This window comes from Arthrobacter sp. M4 (genome assembly GCF_020251205.1).
Classification (GTDB): Bacteria; Actinomycetota; Actinomycetes; order Actinomycetales; family Micrococcaceae; genus Arthrobacter.
Map to the genome: position 1 here is coordinate 88,945 of NZ_JAIWYX010000009.1, position 23,494 is coordinate 112,438.

Annotated in this window: 22 protein-coding genes, 1 tRNA gene and 2 riboswitches; of the genes, 13 read left to right on the forward strand and 10 right to left on the reverse strand. The window is 64.3% G+C overall.

Features of this window, described 5'->3' with window-relative positions; genetic code table 11:
- Positions 1-96: 96 nt before the first annotated feature.
- Positions 97-300, forward strand: a complete 204-nt coding sequence (locus tag LD110_RS16555; protein ID WP_225500090.1) for a hypothetical protein — start codon at positions 97-99, stop codon at positions 298-300.
- 60 nt (positions 301-360) lie between these two features.
- Here LD110_RS16555 and LD110_RS16560 read toward each other — a convergent pair.
- Positions 361-447, reverse strand: a tRNA-Ser gene (locus tag LD110_RS16560).
- Positions 448-562: 115 nt separating this feature from the next.
- Between LD110_RS16560 and LD110_RS16565 the strand changes: the two genes are divergently transcribed.
- The 4 genes from LD110_RS16565 (at position 563) to LD110_RS16580 (ending at position 4,331) form a co-directional block, all read left to right on the forward strand.
- Positions 563-1,594, forward strand: a complete 1,032-nt coding sequence (locus LD110_RS16565) for a zinc-binding alcohol dehydrogenase (protein WP_225500095.1) — start codon at positions 563-565, stop codon at positions 1,592-1,594.
- A complete protein-coding gene (locus LD110_RS16570; protein ID WP_225500099.1) occupies positions 1,587-1,985 on the forward strand; it encodes a 6-carboxytetrahydropterin synthase in 399 nt (132 codons plus the stop codon). Before LD110_RS16565 ends, LD110_RS16570 begins: the two co-directional genes overlap by 8 nt.
- Positions 1,986-2,019: 34 nt before the next feature.
- A complete protein-coding gene (locus LD110_RS16575) occupies positions 2,020-3,039 on the forward strand; it encodes a glycosyltransferase family 4 protein (protein ID WP_225500103.1) in 1,020 nt (339 codons plus the stop codon).
- A 71-nt stretch (positions 3,040-3,110) separates the two neighbouring features.
- Complete coding sequence (locus LD110_RS16580; RefSeq protein WP_225500105.1) at positions 3,111-4,331, forward strand: DNA glycosylase AlkZ-like family protein; 1,221 nt, start codon at positions 3,111-3,113, stop codon at positions 4,329-4,331.
- Between the two features lie 20 nt (positions 4,332-4,351).
- Here LD110_RS16580 and LD110_RS16585 read toward each other — a convergent pair whose 3' ends face one another.
- Complete coding sequence (locus LD110_RS16585; protein WP_225500108.1) at positions 4,352-4,837, reverse strand: nucleoside deaminase; 486 nt, start codon at positions 4,835-4,837, stop codon at positions 4,352-4,354.
- Between the two features lie 65 nt (positions 4,838-4,902).
- On the opposite strand from LD110_RS16585, the gene LD110_RS16590 reads away from it, so the two are divergent.
- Genes LD110_RS16590 through LD110_RS16605 form a run of 4 tightly spaced genes read left to right on the forward strand, consistent with a single transcriptional unit; the run spans position 4,903 to position 7,401 of the window.
- The gene (locus tag LD110_RS16590) at positions 4,903-5,664 is read left to right on the forward strand and encodes a phosphatase PAP2 family protein (RefSeq protein WP_225500115.1); all 762 of its coding nucleotides are present in this window, start codon (positions 4,903-4,905) and stop codon (positions 5,662-5,664) included.
- Between the two features lie 13 nt (positions 5,665-5,677).
- Positions 5,678-6,313, forward strand: a complete 636-nt coding sequence (upp, locus tag LD110_RS16595) for a uracil phosphoribosyltransferase (protein WP_225500117.1) — start codon at positions 5,678-5,680, stop codon at positions 6,311-6,313.
- Positions 6,314-6,367: 54 nt separating this feature from the next.
- Positions 6,368-6,748, forward strand: a complete 381-nt coding sequence (locus LD110_RS16600) for a glyoxalase superfamily protein (protein WP_225500119.1) — start codon at positions 6,368-6,370, stop codon at positions 6,746-6,748.
- 5 nt (positions 6,749-6,753) lie between these two features.
- Positions 6,754-7,401, forward strand: coding sequence for an HAD-IA family hydrolase (locus tag LD110_RS16605; protein ID WP_374200355.1), 648 nt, complete (start codon positions 6,754-6,756; stop codon positions 7,399-7,401).
- Positions 7,402-7,464: 63 nt separating this feature from the next.
- On the opposite strand, the gene LD110_RS16610 is transcribed toward LD110_RS16605, so the two are convergent.
- From LD110_RS16610 to LD110_RS16635, 6 genes are all read right to left on the reverse strand, one after another.
- Positions 7,465-9,519 carry a glycosyltransferase family 39 protein gene (locus LD110_RS16610; RefSeq protein ID WP_225500124.1) on the reverse strand — a complete coding sequence of 685 codons (2,055 nt, stop codon included), beginning with the start codon at positions 9,517-9,519 and terminating at the stop codon, positions 7,465-7,467.
- The gene (locus LD110_RS16615) at positions 9,516-11,006 is read right to left on the reverse strand and encodes a bifunctional glycosyltransferase family 2/GtrA family protein (RefSeq protein WP_225500127.1); all 1,491 of its coding nucleotides are present in this window, start codon (positions 11,004-11,006) and stop codon (positions 9,516-9,518) included. The genes LD110_RS16610 and LD110_RS16615 overlap by 4 nt, the downstream gene beginning before the upstream one ends.
- A gap of 158 nt (positions 11,007-11,164) precedes the next feature.
- Positions 11,165-11,947 carry a hypothetical protein gene (locus LD110_RS16620; protein WP_225500129.1) on the reverse strand — a complete coding sequence of 261 codons (783 nt, stop codon included), beginning with the start codon at positions 11,945-11,947 and terminating at the stop codon, positions 11,165-11,167.
- Positions 11,948-11,950: 3 nt separating this feature from the next.
- A riboswitch (cyclic di-AMP (ydaO/yuaA leader) is annotated at positions 11,951-12,158 on the reverse strand.
- A 164-nt stretch (positions 12,159-12,322) separates the two neighbouring features.
- Positions 12,323-13,576, reverse strand: coding sequence for a hypothetical protein (locus LD110_RS16625; RefSeq protein WP_225500131.1), 1,254 nt, complete (start codon positions 13,574-13,576; stop codon positions 12,323-12,325).
- A 3-nt stretch (positions 13,577-13,579) separates the two neighbouring features.
- A riboswitch (cyclic di-AMP (ydaO/yuaA leader) is annotated at positions 13,580-13,777 on the reverse strand.
- Between the two features lie 79 nt (positions 13,778-13,856).
- The gene (locus LD110_RS16630; RefSeq protein ID WP_225500135.1) at positions 13,857-15,344 is read right to left on the reverse strand and encodes a HAMP domain-containing sensor histidine kinase; all 1,488 of its coding nucleotides are present in this window, start codon (positions 15,342-15,344) and stop codon (positions 13,857-13,859) included.
- Between the two features lie 12 nt (positions 15,345-15,356).
- A complete protein-coding gene (locus LD110_RS16635) occupies positions 15,357-16,097 on the reverse strand; it encodes a response regulator transcription factor (RefSeq protein ID WP_225500139.1) in 741 nt (246 codons plus the stop codon).
- 205 nt (positions 16,098-16,302) lie between these two features.
- On the opposite strand from LD110_RS16635, the gene LD110_RS16640 reads away from it, so the two are divergent.
- The 4 genes from LD110_RS16640 (at position 16,303) to LD110_RS16655 (ending at position 20,313) form a co-directional block, all read left to right on the forward strand.
- Positions 16,303-17,268: a hypothetical protein gene (locus LD110_RS16640; protein WP_225500141.1), complete on the forward strand. Its 966-nt coding sequence runs from the start codon at positions 16,303-16,305 to the stop codon at positions 17,266-17,268.
- 598 nt (positions 17,269-17,866) lie between these two features.
- Positions 17,867-18,736 (forward strand): winged helix-turn-helix domain-containing protein, encoded by an 870-nt coding sequence (locus LD110_RS16645; RefSeq protein ID WP_225500145.1) that lies wholly within the window; start codon positions 17,867-17,869, stop codon positions 18,734-18,736.
- A 255-nt stretch (positions 18,737-18,991) separates the two neighbouring features.
- Positions 18,992-19,519 (forward strand): histidine phosphatase family protein, encoded by a 528-nt coding sequence (locus LD110_RS16650; RefSeq protein WP_225500149.1) that lies wholly within the window; start codon positions 18,992-18,994, stop codon positions 19,517-19,519.
- A 206-nt stretch (positions 19,520-19,725) separates the two neighbouring features.
- Positions 19,726-20,313 (forward strand): hypothetical protein, encoded by a 588-nt coding sequence (locus LD110_RS16655; protein ID WP_225500150.1) that lies wholly within the window; start codon positions 19,726-19,728, stop codon positions 20,311-20,313.
- Positions 20,314-20,354: 41 nt separating this feature from the next.
- Here the strand turns inward: LD110_RS16655 and LD110_RS16660 are convergent, their stop codons facing one another.
- Positions 20,355-20,975: a hypothetical protein gene (locus tag LD110_RS16660; protein WP_225500151.1), complete on the reverse strand. Its 621-nt coding sequence runs from the start codon at positions 20,973-20,975 to the stop codon at positions 20,355-20,357.
- A 121-nt stretch (positions 20,976-21,096) separates the two neighbouring features.
- Positions 21,097-23,277 carry a LamG domain-containing protein gene (locus LD110_RS16665; protein ID WP_225500155.1) on the reverse strand — a complete coding sequence of 727 codons (2,181 nt, stop codon included), beginning with the start codon at positions 23,275-23,277 and terminating at the stop codon, positions 21,097-21,099.
- Positions 23,278-23,494 lie beyond the last annotated feature (217 nt).

Sequence of the window (23,494 nt, forward strand, 5' to 3'; positions counted from 1 at the left end):
AAGGCGCTGGTCCCCTCGAATTCTAGGGAACCGGCGCCTTCTCAGCTTAAGCCGTAGCCTGTTCATGCGGGTGGGTACCGGCCTAGGGTGGTACCCATGGGTAAGAAGTTCACTTACGAAGGCGGACCACGGGACAAGGAAATCAGCCAGGCGGAGGAATCTGACTTCCCGCAGATTCATCCCGGCGGTGAGTATCGTGCATCAGGTTTCTCCCGCAGCCAATTCGGCACGAACGATGACGCCGGCATGGACGAAGACCAGGCAACGGCCATCTGGCACCCGACGGCGGGTGAAAAGTGAGGCCAAAGCAAAAGCCCTGGTTCCCTTGCAAACAAAGGGAACCAGGGCCTCGCTATAGAGCGGTGACGGTGGGATTTGAACCCACGTTGGCTGTTACACCAAACAACATTTCGAGTGTTGCACCTTCGGCCGCTCGGACACGTCACCAACTGCTCTAGGGTACCGGAGTTGGCCGCTGTTCCCCAAAACGAGGGCGCCCTGCCCGCCGGTAGAATCCCGATACTTCCCCCAAACACCCGCCCCGACTACATTCATAAGCACTATGAGCAACCCTCAGGAGCTACTGTCCGCAACGGCGTACTGGACCGTCGCCCCACACCACGGCGAGCTGCGCACCGAGACCATCCACGGACCACAACAAAACGAAGCGTTGGTCCGCTCCCTATACTCCGGAATCAGCCACGGCTCGGAGCTGGTTGTCCACGAAGCGCACGTCCCCCAACGGGTTGCGAAGCAGATGCGCGCCCCGAACCAGGAGGGCGAATTCCCCTGCCCGGTGAAGTATGGCTACCTCTCCGTGGGCGTAGTCGAGGAGGGACCTGACGACTGGCCCGGTCAAACAGTGTTCTGCCTCCACCCGCACCAGGACCGCTACGTTGTCCCTGTTTCCGCTCTGACCAGGATTCCGGACGACGTTCCGCCCCGCCGGGCCGTCCTCACCGGAACTGTTGAGACCGCTGTCAACGCCCTGTGGGAGGCAGGCCCCCGCCTGGGCGACCGGGTCGCCGTCGTTGGGGCCGGGCTGGTAGGCGGAATGGTGGCGGCACTCCTCAAAAAGCTCCCGTTGTCCAGGCTCCAGCTCGTGGACACCGAACCGCGGAAACAGTCGCTGGCAGAGCGCTTGGGCGTTAACTTCACTGACCCGGATTCCGCACAAGGGGACTGCGACATCGTCTTCCACTGCTCCGCCTCCCCGGACGGCCTGAAGCGGAGCCTCCAACTGGCCGGCGACGACGCCGACGTGGTCGAAATGTCCTGGTATGCGGATAAAGACGTGCACGTCCCGTTGGGAGAGGACTTCCACGCCCGCCGCCTCTCGCTCAGGGCCAGTCAGGTCAGCGCCGTCGCGCGCGCGAGGAGGCACCGCCGCACCGCGGCGGAGCGGCTCCAACTGGCCGTTTCCCTCCTCAACGACCCCGTTTTCGACGCGTTCCTCACCGGCGAGTCAGCTTTCCGGGACTTGCCTAACGTCGTCGAGCAGTTGTCCACGCACCATACCGGCGACCTTTGCCACCTGATCTCCTACGCACAGGAAAGCCCGCCCGCCGTCGACCCTGGGGAGCGACATGTTTAGCCTCACTATCCGCCGCCACTTCATGATCGCCCACAGCCTCCCGCGCCCTGCGTTCGGCCCCGCCCAAGGCCTGCATGGCGCCACTTTCGTAGCGGAGGTGACCTTCCGACGCCGGGAGCTCACCGAAGACGCGATCGTGCTGGACATCGCGGCGGCCGGGGAACTCGTGGACGGAATACTGGCGGGCTTGAAGTACAAGAACCTGAATGAACACCCCGACTTCCGTGACGTTTTAACTACAACCGAGGTTCTCGCGCGGTACCTCGCAGAGCAGGTCGCCGCCGCAGTCAGGACAGCGCCCGACGGCGGCGGGCTGGCGGGCGTCGATGTCACCCTTCGTGAAAATCCCGACGCGTGGGCCAGCTATTCCCTTAAGCTCCCAGCCGAGTGAGCGGTGCATCGGAATGAACAGCCTACGTAGGCGAATGCGGTTCATCGTACCCGGCAACATCGAGTACCGCTCGGGCGGGAACGCCTACAACTGGTCCATTGTGGACGAGCTGCGGGAGGCAGGCGTCGGCGTCGAACTGCGGACCGTTGAAGGCGAGTGGCCGGAAGCCTCCGAAAATGGTCGCCGTGCCCTCGCTGCGGAGCTGGGCAGCGTCCCGGAGGGAACAGTGGTACTTATCGATGGCTTGGTAGCCATCGCCGCTCCGGACCTCATCGTGGAAACGGGCGCCTTGAGTGGTGGGGGAGTTCCTCCTGCGTGGGTGTTGGCGCACATGAGTTTCCAGGACTATGAGCCCGCGGAGGCCCGGCTCATGGAGGCCGCTGCGGGAGTGATCTGCCCCAGTAAGACCCTGGCCCTGGAACTGGAGGGCAGGCATCCGGAATTGACAGTGCACGTGGTCCGCCCGGGGACCGAGGAGGCCGACCAGGCCAAAGGCTCTGAGCCCCCGCACATCATCTGCGTTGCGGCCCTCCTGCCCAACAAGTGCCAGCTCCTGCTGCTGCATGCCCTGTCCCAAGTGAAGGCCTTGGAATGGACCGCCTCACTAGTAGGCACAGATCAAGCCGACCCGGACTATGCCGCACAAGTCCGGGAAGCCATCCGCGGGGCAGGTTTGGCGGAACGCGTGGAGCTCGCCGGCGAACGGCACGGCGACGATCTTGAGGCGGAGTGGTACCGCTCAGACCTCAGCATCCTTGTGTCGGTTCACGAGTCCTTTGGGATTGTGGTGGCCGAATCCCTTGCCCATGGAATACCCGCACTGGTCAGGGCAGGTACCGGGGCTGAGGAGGCGCTTGGACTGGCCGGTGCGGGAAGGGCGCTTGACCTCGTACCGGGCGCCGATGCCGAGGAACTGGCCCAAATATTGGAGCTATGGCTTCAGGACGCGGCCCTCCGGCAGACGTGGCAGGACGCTGCAGCCGCTGCCAGGGCAGACCGTCGCACCTGGAAAATGGCGGCGGACAACATCGCATCGCTCCTCTGGCCCGTATAACGTCCACCTGCCTGACACCCACCCACCGCCAAACGGGTGACCATCATCACAGCGCGTAGCAGAATGGGGCCATGACAACGGTCTCGCTCCCTGCCCAACACCTGACCACTGAGCTGCTGAGGGCCTGGTCATGGCAACGGCAGGGCCTCGACGGTTCCCTGAAGGGTGCAAGCAGCCAGGAAGTCCTGGATCGTGCAGGTTGGGCACGTTCCGTGGGTGGTGCGAACCCCTACCTCACGCTGTTTGCTCGCGCGGGCCTGCGGCGAGAACAGGTCGACGCCGACGTCGCAGCCCTGAGGATCCATGAACTCCCCACCGCGCGTGGCTGCACGTACGTGCTCGGCCAAGACGACTTCGCGTGGGGGCTGCAGCTTGGGCGGGAGGCCGCCGTCGCGCCTTTCAAGGTCCTGGCGAGGCTCGGCGTCGAACGCAGTGAGATCACGCTCCTCGAAGAGGAAGTGGTCAACACCCTGGCCGAAGCCGGAAATCCGCTTGACCCGCAGCAGTTACGCGACGAATTGGGCGGTTCCGTCCGCAGCCTGGGGGAGGAAGGGAAGAAGAAGGGCGCCTCCACCACTCTTCCCACCGCCCTGGGGCTCCTCCAAGCCGACGGCCGCATCCGCCGTGTCCCGGTGAACGGGCGGCTCGATCAGCAGCGCTACGCCTACACAGTGTGGAACCTCCCGGGCAGCGACGTCGACGACGCCACCGCCCGCGCCTGGCTTATGGAGCGCTACCTTCGCTGGACGGGCGGCGCCACGCTCAAGCAGAGCCAATGGTTCACGGCCTTCACCGTGGCCCACAGCAAAGAGGCGCTGGCCGCCGTCGACGCCGTTGAGGTGCCCACCGCGGAAGGCGCGGTGCTGTGGATGCTGCCCGACGACGTCGAGCGGCTTGCGGACTTTAGCCCGCCAGGCGATGAACAGATTCAGTTGCTGGCGGGAACCGACTCATTGGTCCTGTTGCGGCGCAACTCCCAGGACATGTTCGACGAGGCCGACCGCGACCGGAAAGTGCTTGACACCACCCTGGCCCTGCAGGCAGACCTGTCCGACCACCCAATACTGGATCGCGGGCGCATCATTGGCCTCTGGCAGTACGACCCGGAGGAGGAACGGATCGCCGCGTGGACCTTTGCGCCGCCCACAGCGGCGGTTACGCAAAGGATCGCGGAAGTCGAGGACTGGATCCGCACCGATCTTGGCGACTTTCGCTCGTTCAGCCTGGACTCGCCATCATCACGACAACCGCGGATCAAGGCCCTGGACGAGTCAGCCCGGACGGGGTCCTAGGACATTGCCAGGCCGGTTCCTCAGACCCGGTGCGCAGCGAAAAATTCCTTGAGCATCGTGGAGCACTCGTCTTCCCGGACGCCCGCGTAGACCTCAACCCAGTGGTTGAGTCGCCGCTCGCGCAGGATGTCGAACACCGATCCGGCGGCTCCGGCCTTGTCATCCCAAGCACCAAACACAACCCGCGGAATCCTCGCCAGGACAGCCGCGCCGGCGCACATGGCGCAGGGCTCCAGGGTCACCACCAACGTGCAATCGGACAGCCGCCAACCGTCCCCATGCCCGTCGCTGTGCAACCTGGCGGCGGCCTCGCGAATGGCTACGATTTCCGCGTGGGCAGTCGGATCCCCCAAGGCCTCGCGTTCGTTGCGACCGGAGCCAACCACTGCGCCGTCAGGGCCGATAACCACGGCGCCGATGGGGACGTCGTCAGTCTTCAACGCGAGTCGGGCTTGCGCGATTGCAAGCCCCATCCACTCAACATGCAGCGGGTCCGGGGGTGTCATACGTCAATGATAGGTTCGACGGAAACGGCCGGGGAGCGAGTAAGGCACGCTCAGAGGGGGTGGGAGTGAAGCGGATTTTCAACGCGGCCGCAGCATTCCTGGCCCGTTGGCTGGACCCGTACCAGGCGCTATGGCTGACGTTGTTCATCGGCGGGGCACTGACGGTGGTGTTGGCCAAGCTCAGCGCCGAAGTCTACGAATCGGTGGTGGAAGAGGACGGCATCTCCGGCGTGGACAAGCCCCTGCTGAACTGGGTCAAGCAGTTCCGCAGCCCGGCAGTCAACGCGGCCATGACGGTGTTCACGGACATTGGCAGCGCCTATGTTATGCCCGCCGTGGCGCTCGCCGCGGCTATTGTCCTTGCCCTATGGAGCCGGAACTGGCGCCCGCTGATCCTGGTGGTCGCGGCGGGCAGCGGCTCACTCCTGGCCACGGTGCTGGGGAAGCAGATCTTTGGGCGCGCACGCCCCCACCTTGCCGACGCTGTCCCGCCTTACGAGTCGTCCCCTTCGTTTCCCAGCGGTCATACGCTCAATGCCACGGTGGTGGTTGGTGTTCTGGTTTACCTGCTGTGCCTGCAGTTCCACCGGACGTCGGCCCGTATCGCCGCGGTCGCCGTTGGGGGCTTGTTTGTGGTCGCAATGGGACTCAGCCGGGTCTTCCTGGGCCATCACTGGTTCACAGATGTCCTGGCTGCGTGGCTGCTGGGCCTCGCATGGCTGTGCCTGGTAATCTTGGCCCATCGGCTTTTTCACGTCGTCCGCCAGCGGCGGCACGGTGCCGTCCGCAAAGGCAGAGAGCCGGGTTCAGTGCCCGACGGCGGGTGATACTTTGGGAGGCATGCGCACCCTCGTCGTGGACCACCCTCTCGTCGCCCACAAACTCACGGTACTGCGGGACAAGAACACCCCTTCTCCGGTCTTCCGCCAGCTCACCGAAGAACTCGTCACCCTTCTTGCGTACGAGGCCACCCGCGAGGTCAGGACGGAGCCTGTCCAGATCGCCACTCCAATCACCACAACCACAGGCACGGCCTTCACCAAGCCCACTCCGCTGGTGGTCCCCATCCTGCGGGCAGGCCTGGGCATGCTGGAGGGGATGACCAAGCTCGTCCCCACGGCCGAGGTGGGCTTCCTAGGCATGGCACGGGACGAAGAAACCCTGGACATCATCACGTATGCAGAGCGCTTGCCGGAGGACCTCACCGGTCGCCAGATTTTCGTTCTGGATCCCATGCTGGCCACCGGGGGCACGCTGCGTGAGGCCATCAAGTTCCTGTTCAGGCGCGGAGCCTCGGATGTGACCTGCATCTGCCTGCTGGCCGCACCGGAGGGCCTCGCGAAGCTCGAAGAGGAACTCTCCGACGCCAATGTGAAAATTGTGCTGGCCTCCATCGACGAGCGCCTCAACGAGAAGGCATACATCGTGCCGGGCCTGGGCGACGCCGGGGACCGCCTGTACGGCCTGGCCAAGTAGGCGTAGCCGTCCCCCTGTTGCCGCTTTGTGCGCAGCCGGGCTAGCCTGTGCCGCATGGACTGGAAACTTGAACTTGTGTTTGTCCCTGTCTCCGACGTGGATCGCGCCAAGGATTTCTACGTCAACAAGGTCGGCTTCAACGCCGACTATGACGAGCGCCCCAACGAGGGCCTCCGCTTTGTCCAGCTCACGCCCCCGGGTTCCGGCTGTTCCATCGCCATTGGGGAAGGGCTAAGCGACGCTCCCGCAGGATCCGCCCCCAGCCTGCAGTTGGTGGTGAGCGACATTCACGCTGCCCACAAACAGTTGAAGGAGAATGGCGTCGACGTGAGCGATGTCGAAGAGCTGGATTGGGGCCACTTCGTTTACTTCCAGGACCCCGACGGCAACAAGTGGGCCGTGCAGTACATCCCGCACCGCGTGTACACGGACTAGTCGGGGTGTTCACCTGCCAAGCCGTGCTGTTCGACATGGACGGGACGCTGGTGGATTCGACGGCGGTGGTAGAGGAAGTGTGGGGCGAATTCGCCGCCCGCTACGGCCTGGACATTGACGAGATCCTCCGCACCTCGCACGGCGTCCCCGCAGGCGACACCGTGCGACGTTTCGCGCCGCCGGGGGCCGACGTCGTCAGCCTCACCCAAGAGCTGGGCCGGATGGAGCGCTCGCGGACCAACGGAATCATTCAGATCCCGGGCGCCCGGGAGCTGATCGGCGGCCTTCCCGCGGAGGCCTACGCCATGGTGACTTCAGCGGACCGTATCCTCGCAGAGGCACGGATGTCCGCGGCGGGCCTCACCATGCCCTCCACCGTGATCACATCCGACGACGTGCTGCGCGGAAAGCCGGACCCCGAAGGCTACCTCCGCGCCGCTGCCCTATTGGGCGCAGAACCAGCCGACACAGTCGTCTTCGAGGACGCGCCGGCGGGTATCGCAGCCGCACGGGCCGCCGGAATGCGGACCGTGGTGGTGGGCCACGCCGACGTCGAACTCGAAGAGGGCATGTGGCGCATCCCCGACCTCAGCGCCGTCCGTGTCCTCTTCACAGCGGCGGCGGACGCTGACACCCTGTCCTTCCACTGGTAACCACCGCCTGCCCTGCCGTGAACACGCTTAGGTAGAACACGCTTTTTTGATAATCGCCAAGGCCTACTCGCTCAGCTTGTAGACCGTGGTGCCACCGACAGTCTGGGCCGTGAAATTGGCTGCCACCCAGGCAGCGACTTCGGAGTTGCCCCCGCGGCCGGCACCACCGAAACCACCGAAACCACCGCCACCCATGCCGCCACCGGCGATGAAGTAGCTAATCTGGCCGTTGGCCACCATCTCCTGGAACTGGGCCAGCGTGGGATAGGGGTCGCCGCCGTTCCAACCGCCGAGCGCGATCACATTGGTTCCAGTTGCCAGTTCAAGGCTGGCTGCCTGTGTGGCGCCGGAAACGATCGCGGACCACTTGGTGCCTGCGGACGTCAGGAGGGCATTGAGTTCGCTATTGCTCGCGGATTCGCCGCCTGGGCCGCCCATCGCGCCAGCACCTGGGCCCGCTGTGCGCGGGTCAGCAGCTGCGGAGTCGGTCGCGCCCGGAAAGTCGACGCCGTCGCGGGACAGGTTGCTTCGGCCCCCAAAGCCGCCCATCGCCGATCCGGTGGGGCCCGACGTCGGAATGGAACCGGAGTGCGGGGTTGCCGCCGTCGCGAAAGTCCATGCCGCGGTTCCCAGGCCACCAGCCAGGAGGGACACGACCACCACCACGGAGGCCGCAGCACGCCGGAACCGGGTCCCGGCGACCCGCAGCTGGTCAACCCGCAGCATCAGGGCAGCAGCGGCAACCACTGAAAGCACCACCACCGCGATTCGCAGCCACGGCAGGCACGTTGCGTCACGGCCCAGCAGGACGGCGGACCACAGCCCAGTCGCAAGCACCACTACGGCGAGAACGATCCGCGCTGGCCAGAAGGCCCGCCCCTTCCACAGTTCCACGCCACCGATGCCCACAATCGCCGCGATAGCGGGGCCCAAGGCAACCGCATAGTACGGGTGGACGATGCCGCTCATGAAGCTGAAGATGCCTCCGGTGACAAGGAGCCAACCGCCCCAGAGAATCAGTGCCGCGCGGGAGCTCGAAGTGCGGCGTTCCCGACGCGTGAACCACAGACCTGCCACCAGCAGTACCAAGGACGCGGGCAGCAGCCAGGAGACTTCGGAGCCAAAGCTCGTATCGAACATGCGGCTGATCCCGGCGGCTCCACCGAAACCTGTGTTGCCTCCACCAAAGCCGCCGCCTCCGCCTCCGGGCATGCCTCCACCCATGCCACCTTCGCCTGAACCGGTAATACGGCCCAGTCCGTTGTAGCCGAAGGTCAGTTCCAAAAAGCTGTTTCCCGTGGAACCGGCCATGTAGGGTCGGGCCGATGCAGGGGTTAGCTGGAACAGGGCCACGTAGCTTCCGGCCACCACCAGGATGCCTGCGCCGGCCGAGAGCAGGTGCAGGACACGCTTGCCCAGCGAGGTCGGCGCGGCCCATAGATATGCCAAGGCCAGTCCCGGCACAATGAGGAACCCTTGAAGCATCTTGGTAAGGAATGCCAGGCCCACAACGGCGCCGGCAGCGGCCAGCCATTTCCAGCCCGCCTTTTCGATGGCACGGGTGGTCAGATAGGCCGCCAGGACAAGGCAGAGCGTCAACATCGCGTCCGGGTTATTGAACCTGAACATCAGCGCGGCCACAGGCGTCAGAGCCAAGGCGCCTCCGGCCAGCAAGCCCGCCGCGGGTCCGGACACGCGCTTCACGGTCAGGTAAAGAAGTCCGACGGCGGCAACCCCCATAAGTGCCTGAGGCACCAGCATGCTGGTTGCCGAGAAGCCGAAGATCCGCCCAAAAAGCGCGGGAATCCAAAGGGAAGCCGGAGGTTTGTCCACGGTGATCGCGTTGCCGGCATCGAGGGAACCGAAGAGAAGGGCAGTCCAATCTTTGGTTCCGGCTTGGATGGCAGCGGCGTAGAAGCTGTTGCCATAGCCGGTGGCGGCAAGGTTCCACAAGTACAGGAACGCTGTAGCCACCAGCAAGCCGGCAGCGGACGGGCGAACCCATCGAGGTTGGTTCCCGAACGCGAGGTTGCGCAGGGACAGCTTAGCGACCGTCCGGGGCCCTGCCCGTTGCTCGGTAGATGCTGCCGTGTGGGGCGGAGTCAGTGTGTTGGTCATCGGATCGCCTTGTCTGTGCGGTTCGAAAGAGTTCCTGTGCGGTTCGAAAGAGTTGCTGGGTGGTTCGAAAGAGTTGCTGGGCGGTTCGAAGGACTTGCTGGGAGCGCATCCGCCGAGGGCGGAACCGAGCTCGCGGGAGGGGCGACTGGCTTGGGTACGCGGAACACCCAGAGCCTGAAGAGCAGGAATCGCAGGCCCGTTGCGGCGAGGTTCGCGGCGGTGACGGTGACGATTTCCGCCCAACGGTCCGGCGTCGTCGTAGTGTGCACAAGTGCAAGGGCGCCGGAAGTAAGTGCCAGGCCCAGGCCGAAAACAATCAAACCTTCGAAGTGGTGGCGGACAACGTAGCTGCCGCCCTGGATGCCGAAGGTGAAGCGGCGGTTGGCGGCCGTGTTGCCGATCGCGGTGGTGAGCAGGGCCAGAAAGTTGGCCAGTTGCGGGTCCATGAATCCGCGGCAAACCAGGAAGATCAGCATGTAGGCCAGCGTGGACATTGCCCCGATGGCGCCGAAGCGGACTAGTTGGCCGAAGAGGCTGTTGCGGCGGGTCCGCTCGGTGTATCGGGCGGCGGCGGGGAGCGGGCCACGTGCCAGTGCTGCGCGAAGCTCCGGGATGGGAATGCGGGCCGTGAGCAGGTCACGGGTCAGCCGGGCCATGCCGCGGAGGTCGGCGAGCGCAGTTCGGAGAATATCAACGCTGGAGTCGGGGTCGTCGGTCCAGTCGACCGGGACTTCGTGGACGCGAAGTCCACAGCGTTCGGCGAGGACCAACAGTTCTGTGTCGAAGAACCAGGCGTTGTCCAGTGTGTGGGGGAGGATTCGGTGGGCAACGTCGGCACGAATGGCCTTGAAGCCGCATTGCGCGTCGGTGAACCGGGCGCCCATGACCGAGCGGAGCAATAGGTTGTAGCTGCGGGAGATGAGTTCGCGCTTAGGGCCGCGGACCACGCGGGAGTTGCGTGTGAGGCGCGTGCCGATTGCCAGGTCCGAGTGTCCGGAGATCAGCGGGGCCAGCAGGGGCGCCAACGCCGCGAGGTCGGTGGAGAGGTCCACGTCCATGTAGGCGAGCACGGGGGCGTCGGAGGCCAGCCAGACCTTCCGCAGCGCGTTTCCGCGGCCTTTCTCTTCAAGGTGAACCACCGCGACTTCCGGGATTTCACGGGCGAGCCGCTCGGCGATCCTCAATGTGGAGTCCGTGCTGGCGTTGTCTGCCACGGTGATGCGGAAGGAGTGCGGGAAGCTGTCCTGAAGGTGGCCGTGGAGCCGGCGCAGGCATTCCTCCAGGTCGTTTTCCTCGTTGTACACGGGGATGGCGACGTCCAAAACGGGCGTGGTCGATCTGGTGTTCACGGGCGAGTGCCGCGCGACGGTCAGCGTCGCTGTTGCGCCTGGAGTGGGGCGGCGGTGCTGCCCGGAGTGGTCCTGCCCGGCGCGGCCACGCCCAGCGGGGTCCTGCCGGGGTTCTATTGCCTGGTCTGTGAACGTCATGGTTCAACAGTGGCGGTGATGATTATGAGGCCTTTAGGCGCAAGCTGTGCGCCTGCTGTGCAAAGTTTCGACGCCCAAAAAAAGGATGCGGTCCGGGCCGGCGCAGGGGTTGGAAGGCCTGCGCGGGCCGGGACCGCACCAATGCTATTGAGTTTTCTTTAGTACCAGTTGTTGGCGTAGTGGAAGCCCAGGGCGTTGGCAGGGGAGCCATAGCGCTCCTTGATGTACTGCAGGCCCCAGTCGATCTGGGTGCGGAAGTTGGTCTCCCAGTCAGGGGCGATGCTGGCCATCTTGTTGCCGGGCAGGGCCTGGACAATGCCGTAGGCGCCGCTGGAGGCGTTGACAGCCGTGGTCCGCCAGTTGGATTCTTTTTCCCACAGAGTGATCAGTGACTGCATCTGCTCGGGACCCCAACCGAAGGCGGAAAGGCGGCTGGCCGCGTAAGCCTTCGCAGCTGCGGGGTCGTTCACCGCCACGGGAGCGGCGGCCTGAGGGGCGACTGCCGCAGGAGCTGGCGCGGCCGCGGGAACCGGGGCCGGGGCGGCGGGAGCGGGAGCGGCTGCCGCCGGTGCGGGGGCGGCCGGCGTCGACGGCGCGGGGGTCGCCTTGAAAGTCTCGTTCGGAACCAGCGGTTCGGCCGTTGCCTGGCTGAGCGGCTTGGACGAGGCCGTGGCGTCGCTCTTTTGGGCCGCGAGCTGCGCAGCGGTGTCCTTGGCCTCAACGGCCTGCTCGGCGGCATGACCGGCGGAGCCGACGCCCATCACGAGCGCGATACCCGCCGCGACGACGGCCATGCGCTGGCTGAGGTTGCTGTTTGCTGCGCGCTTGAGGACTGTGCGGGAGTTTTTGTCCTGTTTTGCTGCTGCGGTGCTGATGGCCGTTGACTCGGCGCGATGTCGCGCGGAAGTGCCAAGACGCGACTGATCGTTGTATCCAGACATGGGTGATTGCCTCTCAACGCCTGCGGAGTTAGCTGTCGGGTTCGGATGAGGGCATCCGGCGGCGCACCAGCGAACAGGCATTGGCCATTGGCTTGGCGGCGGCTTCACCCCGAGGGCCGCGCGTGGAGCGTCGGCCCGGAGACTCTGGGTCCCCCGTCTCTGCCTGGTCAGAAGGACTCCGGGAGGCGGCAGAGCTCGGCGTCAACCCGGATGTGGACCAGTTAGAGGAGGTCCACGCTTTCGACGGTACAGGAATCGTTATCGAAAGTCACATTTAGGTAACGAAGATCACGACGGCGGCGAGTCGAGTTGTGTGCGATTGTCGCCGCCGTCGCGCGTGATGCTGGCCCATTCGGCCAGTGCACAAGGCGTGCTTTAGTACGTCTTGTTTGCCTTGCGGAACTCGAGGGCCTTGGCGGGTGAGCCGTAGCGTTCCTTGATGTACTTCAAGCCCGCATCGATCTGGCCGGGCCGCCAGTCGGCCGGTGCATTCCACAGCTCCTCCAACGGTTCCAGTTGGTCAGCGCCCCATCCGTAGCTGGGTAGCCGGGTGCTTGTGTAGGCCTGGGCATTCGCGACTTCTGAAGCCGTTGGAACGGGCGACGGTGTCGGGGCGGTTGAAGGCGGTGCGGTGGGCGACGGGGCACTCGGCGATGTGGCAGGTGAAGGTGCCGGGGACGTCGTCGAGGGCGCCGCGGCTTGAGGTGGTGCAAGACTCACCGTGATTGTTGGAGCGGGTGACGGAGCGGCGGACTCCAGGCCGCCCGTTGCCCCGGCGCTGATTCTGAGCTTCGGAGTAGGACTCGGCGTTGGGTCTGCCGTGCTGTCTCCCGGGGAATTTGCCGAAGCCACACCTCCCGCTGCACCACTGAGCGGCGTGGTGGCAGATGCGGAGGCCATGGCGGTGGTGGGGCTGGGGCTTGCCTTGTGGGAAAAGCTGTCAGTGCCATTGGCATCCGGAGACGGAGCAGAGGCTTGGGCGGACCCCTCCGCAGGCGATTCCTTGCCGAAGAAGGGGAGATCGGCAGCCTGCCCCACAGCACCGATTCCGAGCAGGACTGCCAAGGCACCTGCCACTACGGCCATCCGCTGGCTCATCAGGCGCACGGAAGCGGCGTTTTTCAGGACAGACTGGGATTCGGGGCTGAACGGCGCACGTCGCGGACCGCGGAACGAGGCTGCGTGCCGTTCAGCCGCAACCACCGTCCTCCTCTGGACCGCCGGTGCTAGAGCGCCAATGGCGGCCGTCTCCATCGGCCCGCTGTTGGGCTGGCTGGCTGGTTCGCTCATGGCGGCAACCGTGGGGAGGGCCGCGGTGGGAGCGTCAGCGCCGATAGCGGCCGTCTCCAGCGGCCCGCTGTTGGGCTGGCTGGCTGGTTCGCTCATGGCGGCAACCGTGGGGAGGGCCGCGGTGGAAGCGTCATTGGTGCCTCGGGCGCCGCGGTTGGCCCGCCTTCCCCGGGGAGCGTCCGACGTCGGGAGTTCCATTCCGGGGGCGGGCGCGGCGTGTGCGCCGGGGGAGGGATCTGTTTCCTGGGGTTCCGCCGGGCTGGTGGTGAAGATCGCAGCTGGTTCGGCGCGGTGGCGAGCGGCGCGAACGCGGCGCGACTGATCCATGGATGGGGTCATGGGTGATTGCCTCTCAACGCCTGCGGAGTTAGCTGTCGGATTCGGATGAGGTTATCCGGCCGCGCACATGGGCGGCTTCACCCCTAGGGACGGCGTCGTGATGCGGCTGCACCGCGACGCGTGGCCCGAAGACTCTGGGTCCCCCGTCTCTGCCTCGGTTGACGGGCTCCGGGATGTGGCAGAGCTCGGCGTCAACCCGGAGGCGGCCAGATGCGAAATGGCCACCCTTCGACCGTACATGAGCAGGCGGGATTAAGTCACGTTTCGGTAACGGCAACCACTACCCCACAGGCGCAACCGCGGGGAAGCGCAGGGCAAACTCCGTGCGTCCTGGCCGAGACGTGACCTCTACGCTGCCGCCGTGAGCCTGGACAATCGACTCCACAATGGACAGGCCCAGGCCCGATGTCCCTTCTGAGCCGGATCGGGCCGCATCCGCCCGGGCGAAGCGCGCGAAAATCCTGCTCTGGAACTCGGCCGGAATTCCCGGGCCGTTGTCCGTCACGGTCACCACGGCGCTGCCGTCAGCGGACCGCATAACCCCCGCCACCACGGTGGTCCCGGCTTCGGTGTGTTTGCGGGCGTTGGAAAGCAGGTTCGCCAGGACCTGGTGGAGCTGGGTGGAATCACCGCGCATCACCACCGGCTCGTCGGGCAGCGTGAGCTTCCAAACGTGTTCCGGTGCCATGACCTTCTCATCGCTCACGGTCTCGATCACCAGTTGGGTGAGGTCGACGTCGGTCACCTTCAGCGGCTGCCCCTCGTCGAGGCGTGCCAGCAGCAGAAGGTCCTCCACCAGGGCAGTCATGCGCTCCGACTGGCTTTGCATCCGCGCCAGCGACTTCCTGCCATCCTCCGTGAAGTCTTCGGTCATGCGCAGCAGTTCCGTGTACCCGCGGATGGCCGTCAGGGGAGTCCGCAGCTCATGCGAGGCATCGGCCACGAACTGCCGCACCTTGGTCTCGCTTTGTTGGCGCGCTTCCAGTGCGTTGGCGACGTTGTCCAGCATGAGGTTCAGTGCGTGTCCAACACTGCCCACTTCCGTGCCAGGGTTCGCGTCCGCCTTGGGGACACGAACAGCCAAGGCGACTTCACCGGCGTCGAGCGGCAACCGGGCCACATTGGTGGCCACAGCGGACAACTGCTCCAGCGGCTTCATGGTGCGGCGGATGATCACGGTCCCTGCCAGCCCAATCAGCGCCAGCCCGCCCGCCGAGACAAGCACCACGGTCCACACCAGGGAGGTCAGTGTGTTCTGTTTTGCGGCCAGGGGTAGGCCGGTGACGATGATGTCGCCGTAAGGTGCCCTTGAGGCGATGAGCCGGTAAGAACCAGCGGACAGAACCCGGTCTGCTGGGCGCTCGTCCTTGGGCAGCGCCTGCAGTATGGCCGTATCGGCGTCCGACAATGAAGCACGCGTGCCGTCCGCAGCCAGGAATCCCGCACTGCTGACAGTGTCGCCAAAGATACGCGCGTTGAGCGTTCCTGCTGCCTGTCCGCGCGCCTCAAGCGGATCGGGCCGCCCGGACGGAAAGGTCGACGGCGGCCTGCCGAACTCGGTTGCCCGGCGGGCCGCCTCCCGCAGCTGCTGGTCCAGCTGTTGCGTGAGGAACAAATCCATTGAGGCGTAACTGGCCAAACCGATGGCTCCGCAAATCGCCACCAACAAAGCCATCGCCACAAGCACTAGCCGCGTCCGGAGGTGCCAAGTGGAAGGACGGAGCCAACGACGGCCCGCGGTACGAACCGCACCTGAGAGCGATGACATCGCATGCCCTCGCTACTCGGCCGGCTTGATGACGTACCCGGCCCCGCGGACGGTGTGAATCATGGGCGAGTGGTTGGCCTCGATCTTCTTGCGAAGGTAGGAGATGTAGAGTTCCACAATGTTTGCCTGGCCGCCGAAATCGTAGTTCCACACGCGGTCCAGGATCTGGGCTTTGCTCACCACCCGCTTGGGGTTCTCCATGAGGTACCTCAGCAATTCGAACTGGGTTGCGGTCAGTACGATCTCCTCGCCGCCCCGGGACACTTCGCGGGTGTCGACGTTGAGGACCAGGTCGCCAACCACCAGCTCAGCCGTGTCCATGGCCGCGACTCCGGAGCGCTGGACCAGCCGATGAAGCCTCAGGAGCACCTCCTCCATGCTGAATGGCTTGGTCACGTAGTCGTCACCCCCGGCGGCCAGGCCCGTGATGCGGTCCTGTACAGCATCTTTGGCAGTGAGGAAGAGCGCGGGGACCTCGGGCGCGAAGGATCGGATGCGTCCCAGCAGCTCCACACCGTCGAATCCGGGCAGCATGACGTCCAGGACCAGCACATCGGGCCGGAATTCGCGGGCCAGTTTGACGGCCTCTGGACCGTCCGCCGCCACTGCGACCGCCCAGCCTGCCATGCGGAGTCCCATGCTCATGAGCTCGGAAAGGCTGGGTTCGTCGTCGACCACAAGGGCACGGATGGGCGAGCCGTCCGGATGGGTCAGGTGGGGAAGGTTGTTGGTCATGGAGTGCGATGAGGCCATGGGACAACTCTCCGTTCTGCCAGTTTGCCGCCGCTTTGCCAATGCTGTGAGCGGGCTGTGAGTTCAAGCCTAGCCACGGGGGAGCTGCGAATCACCGTTGTCAGGGGTGGTTCATGGTCACAGCGGGCCCTGCAGTCCGGCACAGGCCCCGCACAGGATTGGTGCCCACCCTGAAGGGGAGAAGCCAAACTCGTTGGAGGACATCATGACTCAGGACAACACGCCGCAGCCCGCTCCGCGCGACTCGGACCCGCGCACAACCCCCACCCAGCCGATCCATCAGGGAAACCCCGTGCCCACGCCCCAGGCAGGTTCAAGCCCGGCGCAGGCTTCGGGATGGGCCTGGGGGCCCGCTGAATCAGCTCACGACGGCGCCACGCACCAGCCGTCTGCTGGCTGGGGCTCGCCCGGGGCCGGTTCGACGGCGGATGGCCAGGTGCCGTCATCGGGCAGCGCCACCCAGATCGCCGCCAGCGGCTGGGGCTCGCCCGGCTGGGGCGCGCCGTCCGATCCGCGCAACGGTTCCTTTGGCCCGAACGCACGACGTTGGACCGTCAAGCGAGGGCTCGTCGTTGGCGGCGTCGCCGTAGTACTGGCCGGAGCAACCGCTGCCGGGGTGTACGCCGCAACCAACTCACCATCAACGCCGGCAAACGGCGTTGCCGGGGCAGGCGGGCAGCCGGGAGGATTCAATGGAACGGGTCCCAACGGTACAGGCCAGAACGGGACCGGCACGCAAGGCATGCCAGGGGGACAGGGGTTCCAAGGTATGCCTGGAGGCGCTGCGCCGGACGGGATGGGGATGGGCTTTTCCGGGCTCAATGCTGCCATTCACTCGGAGTACGTGGTCCTGCAAGGCCAGTCCTACGTCACCATGTCCGAGCAACTCGGCACCGTGACGGCTATTTCCTCCGACTCGATCACGGTCAAGAGCGACGATGGCTTCAGCAGGAGCTACCAGTTGGGGTCCGGTGTCCAAGTGGGCCAGTCCTTCACCAGGCGGGGCAGCAGCGCGACCTCGGGAACGCTGACCCTGGCTGACATAACTCAGGGGAGCATCATCCGGATTACGGCACTCAAGAACGGTGACACCTACTCAGCCCAGGTCATTAGGATTTCCACCAACGCGGGGAGCGGGCAGAATTCCACCCAGGGTTCGAGCTCCAACTAACCCCAGTCGTTATCAGCCGCGTGCCTCACGTGAGGGGGATTGGTGGAGGGGTCCTGTGTGGTCGACGGACTCTACTACCAGAAAAATCGCGGTGGAGATCACATTTTTTCTGATTTGGATTTTCAACCGTTGTTCGCCGGATTTTGAGATTCAGGTAACGAACTTGACGTTGAATCAAGCAAGACCTAGTAGATGCAGCGCCGAATAATATTCGGAAACTTGCCATCTGGTGGTCAGAACGAATATCGAGTGTGACTCAAAATAACGCGAGGCAAAATTGTGATTTGCGACACAATAGTACTTTTCGTCTCATGATGTGGACTCTTTCCGGCTTTGTTACTTGCTAGTTCCGTTTGTTACGTTGCACACTGCCAATGTGAACAAGAACTCAACAGCATCTGCAGCCGCAGCAATCGAGCCCAGCGCACCAGCTGGCGTTGAGATGAGCTGTTGTCGAATGCACGCCTAACTTTCCACCCCAAAAAGTGTCAGGCATTCGCCCCCTGCCCAGCGTCGGGCGCCTTCCCCATACTCATTGCGGGGACACCTAAGCATTCGAAGCCGCGATGACGGCTATTCACCTTGAGGTAAGCACTCCATGTCAGTTGCATCCGGATACGTCCACATCTCAGTTCGTAACGCCAACAAGGCAGCCTCCAACGCGGGGCTCCGCCAGGGCCTCGGAACCCGACCCGCCTACGCCCCCGCCGGGGCAGGAGCCAACAGCCCGGCTCCAGGCTATGTTCCCCAGGGCTACAACCCCACCAGCTACGGACAGCTCCGGGCTGTTCCGTCAGACGCCGCTCCCATGACGGCGCCCACTCCCGTCGTCGCCACTCCGGACCGCACTGTCCGGCCCGTACCCAATGACAATGTCGCCCGCGGCTTTGTGCTGTACATGGGCATCGACGAGGAGACCGCGGCTGCCGCGGGAACCTCCATCGCCAAGCTTGCCCAGGAAATCCGCGCCTACGCCCAGTCCCTTGTCAGCGGCGCAGAAAGCTATGCCGCCGTCGCGGTTGCGCCGGCCAGCGCACCGGGCTCGGCCCTCGACGTTGTTCGTTCCACCTTCGGTGACCCGACGGTCGGCAACCGCCAGCGCACAGAGGCTGCGGCCCGTCCGCAGGCCGCACAGGAAGCCCGCCCCTCCGGTGTGCTGATTGACCTTGCCCGCCGCGAAGTGCACCTCGACGGCGAATCCCTCAACCTGACGTTCAAGGAATTTGAGCTGCTGAACTACCTCGTTGAGAACGGCACGCGCACGGTTGGCCGTGACGAACTGCTTGAGGGCCTGTGGCGCAACGCCGAGGAAGTTCCCAACGAGCGCACCATCGACGTCCACATCCGGCGCCTCCGCTCCAAGCTCGGCCGCCTTGCCAACACCGTGCGCACCGTCCGCGGTCAGGGCTACCGTTTCTACGAGCACCCGGAGGTCATCGTTTGGGCCGCCCCGGAATACTCCATCTAACCCTTTCGTAAGCTACGGCACGTAAGCTGCGGCGCCCGTTCCCTCTGGGAGCGGGCGCTTTTGCGGAACCATCCCTCGGCGCCTGCTGGGACTAGGCGTCCCGCCGGGCAGGTTACTATCGACAACTCCGCGAGCTCGGATGGCGCAGTGCAGGGGTTTTTGCTTCGCTCCGCGGCCAAAAATCTGTTGGGCGTGACGCGATGATTTTCGGCGTGACGGCTCCACCCATTCGGCCTGCGGGGATAGGCTTTGGGCATGAGTGACCACCACATAAAGCGCTTGGTGATTATGCGGCACGCCAAGTCTGACTGGCCGGATGGCGTGCCGGACCACGAGCGCCCGCTGATGGAACGTGGACACCGGGAGGCTCCGCTGGCCGGCAAGTGGCTGCTCAAGCACAAAGTGGTTCCGGACTTTATCCTCTGCTCGTCGTCTCTGCGGACCAGGCAGACCTGCACCTGGGTGTGCCAGGAGTTGGGGGACAAGGCGCCCACTCCAAAGCTCGAGGACGGACTTTATGCCGCGTCGGCGATGCGCATGCTGTCCATCATCAACCACGTGCCGGATACCGTGACTACGCTCATGGTGGTGGCGCATATGCCGGGCGTCCAGGACTTGGCCATGCATCTGGCCTCCCGTGATTCAGAACATGACGCCTATATGGACGCTGCCACTCGCTATCCCACCAGCGCTTTCACTGTGTTGGAAGTGGAAAAACCGTGGGCTGAACTAGATGGCCAGGATGCCAAGCTGACCCACTTCACCGTCCCGCGGGCCAAATAACATCCCTGCGCGCCCAAGCAACATCCCTGCGCCCGAAATAACAGCTCCGCTGTCCGCGTCGCCGCGAAGGTTGAGGGTCCCATAGCGCGGCTTCAAAGCTGCTTAATTGGATGCATCGTATCGATTCGCTATGCCTTACCGTGGCAGTGAACCCGCGGTCGGGTGTTTACTTAGATAGTAAGCATGCTGAGTAAAAGGAGTGAATCGTGGATTCAGCACAGCTTTTGTGGATCATCGTTGCGATCATCGTGGTCCTGGCAGTCATTGCAGTACTCCTGTTCGTGGCGCGTCGACGCAAGGATGAAGCGGCCCGCCGCAAGGCAGCCGAAATCCGGGAGAAGGCACGCGAAGAAGATCTCGCGGCCCGTGACCGGGAAGCCAAGGCCTCGCGTGCAGCGGCAGACGCACAGCGAGCCGAAGTGGAGGCCGAGCGGCTGCGTCGGGAAGCCAGCCAACAGCGGTCAGAGGCGCAGGAAGTTAGGACACGCACGCAGGAAGAACTCAGGAAGGCCGACTCATTGGATCCTGACGTCCGCACCAGCCAGGAAGCCCGTGAAGACCGGCAATCGCGACGGGACGCTGATACGACGTCGGCCACCCCCGCACGCGACGTCACTGACCGTGAGGTTCCTCGCCGAGAGGACGATGTGCGCCACGATGACGAGGTGCGCCAAGCGGATACGGCGCATCAGGCCGGTCCGTTCCGCCGAAGGGACGCTGTGCAGGGCGACGGCTCTGTCAGGCATGACGACGACACAGTGACCCGCCAGGACGAGCACCCTCGGAGGCGCTAGCGAGGCGGTCAGCCGGAAAATATAAGGCGATCCGACCCGCGCTACCGCGGTTTGGACGTCGTTCGAGAACCAGCGCGTTGGGCTCCAGCGCGCTGGTTTGCTGTTCGCGGGGTGCTGGACCTGGTGGTCAAGCCCCTCGCGGTGGCCTGGCGGCGGGTCTGTGCGCCTGACTTTGCGCCCGCCGTCGACCCTTTCGCGCGAGGTTGCGCGCCCTTCGTCCCGGTGGTTCGTGGGCGCGCGGCCGGACGCATCCCTTTGGCTGCGGGGGCAACTCGCCGGCCGGGCAGGACAGCGCCCGCAAACAACGCTATGAGCGTGCCAAAGCCGGCGGCGACTGCCAGATAGAAGTAGATGTCGGAGTCCTGGGTGGAAACGGCAGTGCCCAACGCATTCCCGTCTTGGTTGAAAGCGATGCCCCACATCCGAAGGAATGCGATGGCGAAGGCCACACACAGCGTCGATCCGACGCATCCGAGCAACGCCACAAAGTAACGGCGCCGCGCGAACACTTCGGCAATGCACGCTACATAGCCGATGCCCACCGCCGCGAGGAAGGCAAAGAGCGCAATTTCCTCCAAGGTGATGGACAGCAACACCAACAGGCCCACCGAAACGCCGGCGGCCACCACCGCCAGCTTCCCGCTGTTCCCCATGTGACGCATGAGGTTAATGATGTACGACGTCGGCCGCTCACCAGCGGCGGCACGCGTTGTGGCTACGTCTCATTCCTAGCGGCCCTGCGCACGCGTGGTTAGACCTGCCGGCAATGGCGCCTGCACCCGCTCATCTCAGGACGCCGTGCGTGCTGGGGGTGAAAAGCATCTGCGCGCTTGCGAACTGCTCGGTGGCAAGGATGCCTTGCGTTATCACGGGGTTCAGGATCTGACCCGTGAAGTTGTCGCCGAGCCGCAGGGACCCTGTGGGGGAGGGAAGATGGCTTTGGCTCGAGCTCGCCACGGTCCAGGTTCCGGGGAAGCTAGAGTAGTAGGTCACCGAGATGCGTAACTGTTGGTTGACTTTGTCAAAGACCGCGCAAATGAACATCCACCTGTTGTCCGGCTGTGGCATGTACAACTGGACCTGTTCTGGTGAGTTGGTTGTGGTCCAAGTTGCTAGTTCGAGCCTCCCGCTCGGGTCCAGCCGCAGTGCCGCGGCGACGGTCCCGTTGTCGGCAATCTGCTCTATCAGCGACTGGGTTGTTCCATTTGCTGCTTTCGTGGGGCAAAACCACCCTGAGACGCTGAAGCTCTCCGCCGTGTTGACACCCGAGGACGAAGTTGTCCCGAAGTGTCCGGGTAGGCCGTCGAGCTGAAGGGCATCGATCTTGGTGGTTCCGGGGTGCGCCGAGCTCATGTCTCCCTGGCAGGAGCCGGATTCATAAGGTGTGCTGAAATCCGTGGCAACGGGAACCCAACTTGCAGGGCTTGGCGCAGTGATGGGGAGCACCGTATTGGGTCCAGTCGTGGAGTTGGCCACGCGGAACCGATACATAACCGGATAGCTGACATGGCCTGCGTAGTCGAACGCCCAAGCGGTGAGAAAAGTGTCGTAATCAATCGGTCCCACGGTCGCCGTCGCCGTTCGCCCATCGGCGGGACAGACCACCACGTATTCTGCTACCCGCGGCGTACCGCAACTGAGGTTGGAGGCGAACACCGTATTCGGATAGCCGGTGACCGTATATATGAAACCTTTGGCCGGATACGTGCCCGGCTCGTTAATGGTGAACTCGTATTGACCTACGCCTATAGTCCCTCCGTCGTTGACTGCGCCAGTGTTCGTTCCAGGGACGGTGGTAATGGTGGTGGGAGGTGTGATGATCGGCGTCTTCGGTGGCATCAACTTCCCCATGAAGTAGCCCGAAACGTCCGCTATCAACTGGGTGGTCCCGGATGAGCGGTTGAACAACGTGACTTTCCCGTCAGCCCCCACCGGGACAGTGACAGAGTTCGCCACCGTCTGGCCTCCGCCGAAGTTCACATTCGAAGCATTCGGACGCCCGGCACCGGAAGCATAGGCACTGATGAACCCGAACGAGCGAGGCTCCGTCACTGTCAGGTTGAACATCACTGCCGAAACGTTCTCCGGAATCCCGGACACACCACCAACTTGGAACGACACAACTCCATCAGCACCCGCCGGGACAGAACCGCGGGTGTCCAAAATCCGCGAAGGGCCCATGGGTGCGAACGCACCCGGAACGATCGGAGTCCCCGAGAGGTAGTAGCCCGAAACGTCGGCTATCAGATGGGTAGTTCCGGAAGAACGGTTGAAGAGGGTGACCTTCCCATCGGCCCCCACCGGGACGGTGATGGAGTTCGGGACGGTCTGGCCCGGGCCGAAGTTGATACTGGAAGCGCTCGGGCGCGCCACGCCTGAGGCATAGGCGCTGATGAACCCGAAGGACTGCGGATCGGTCACCGTCAAGTTGAATACCACGGAGGCAGCATTCGCGGGGACCCCGGAAACCCCGCCGACCTGGAAAGAAAGCGCCGAATCCGCACCTATAGGCGCGGTGTCGCGAGTGTCGACCAACCGGGAAGGATTCAACGGGGCAAACGCACCCGGAACTATCGGGGTCCCGGCGAGGTAGTAGCCCGAAACGTCGGCAATCAGCTGGGTGGTCCCGGCTGAGCGGTTGAACAACGTGACTTTTCCGTCAGCCCCCACCGGGACGGTGACAGAGTTCGCTACGGTCTGGCCGGCGCCGAAGTTCACATTCGATGCGTTCGGCCGCTCGGCGTCGGAGGCATAGGCACCGATGTACCCGAACGACTGCGCCTCCGTCACTGTCAGGTTGAACACCACTGCCGAAACGTTCGCCGGAATCCCGGACACTCCACCAACTTGGAACGACACAACGCCATCGGCACCTGCAGGGGCAGAACTGCGGGTATCCAAGGCCCGGAAGGGCGAAAGCGACACAAATGCACCCGGGTCCACCGGTTCCGTTGGGCCATACATTGCAATAGCCTCGGGAAAATCTTCAGGAACGCCAGCAGACGCAGGGATGGCCGAAACTCCCGAGGAAACCAGCAGTCCGGACAGAACAGCAAAAACGGCTAAGAACCTTGATCCACGCACGCCTAGGAGACCCCCGAAAATCCCGGACGGCACGATCTACCGTCAATTTGCGGTCAATTTACCAGAAAAGATGGCGCCATTGACCAACGGGAGCGGG